General features: G+C 72.5%; 1 protein-coding gene. It reads right to left on the bottom strand.

Annotated elements, in window-relative coordinates; genetic code table 11:
* A partial coding sequence (locus D7X55_RS39675; RefSeq protein ID WP_121725706.1) for a hypothetical protein occupies nt 1-1,010 on the bottom strand: 1,010 nt, incomplete at both ends.

Genomic DNA, 1,010 nt, shown 5'->3' with positions numbered 1-1,010 from the left:
CCGTCCAGTAGGCCAGCACCGACTGCGACTGGAACGGCCCCAGCGCCAGCCGGCCCATGGCCGCCTCACCCGTCAACGACAGCCCGCCGAGGCTCAGCTCCGCGTCCGCCGCGGTCGCGTACTGCTTCGTCCCGTCAATCACCTGCGTCAGGTACGTGCTCGTGCCCAGCGTGAGGAACTTGAACGGGCGGATGCTCAGCCGCGCGGAGCCGTCCTCGGAGAGCCGCTTCCCCGTCGCGTCCTCGCTGCCCTGGAAGAGGCCCGCGGACAGCTTGAAGCCCCAGGCCTGCTTGAGGCGCAGCTCGCCCATGAAGCCCAGGCGCCGGCCGCCCAGGTTGTTGGTGTCCGTGAGGTAGTCCTCCACCAGCCCGCGCTCCTGGATGGGCAGCCGCCACGCCGACTCCTGCGAGCGCTGGAGGAAGGGGGACTTGAAGCGGCCCGCGTACAGCCGCAGGCGCTTGTCGTCGTCCGCGAGCCGCACGAACGCGTCCTTCAAAATCGTCTTGGAGGCGAGGTCCGCGCTCACCTCCGCGTCCACGTTGGACAGCGACGCGGCCACGCCCACGCGCGCGGACTCGATGCCCAGGTCGCGCTGGTACTTCTGGCGCTCGTCCGCGGCGCCGCGCGCGAACACGCGGCCGAACACGCGGATCCGCTGCTGGGGCCCGCCCTTGTCGTCCACCTTGTCCGCTTCGTCCGGCGCCTCGCCCAGCGTGTCCGCCTTGGGCCCGGAGTCCTTCTTCTTCTTCTTGCCCGGCACGGCCGCGTCCGGCACCGGCGCGCCCGGCTCGTTCACCTGCTCCGGCGACCCCATGACGGGCCCCTGCGAGCCGCCCGGCATGGCCTGCGCCACCGCGCCTTCCAGCGCGCCAGCGTCCCCGTCCACGTCGAGCGGCTGATCCGCTCCCTCCACCGCAGCGTCCTCGTCCGGTTCCGGCGCCGCGCTCGCGGCCACCGGCAGGCCCAGGAGGACCGCGAGGAGCAGTCCACGCCGCCAACCCTTTTCCTCC

Origin of the sequence: Corallococcus sp. AB049A (genome assembly GCF_003668885.1) — a bacterium.
Taxonomy (GTDB): domain Bacteria; phylum Myxococcota; class Myxococcia; order Myxococcales; family Myxococcaceae; genus Corallococcus; species Corallococcus interemptor.
This window is presented reverse-complemented; position numbering and strand designations above follow the sequence as displayed.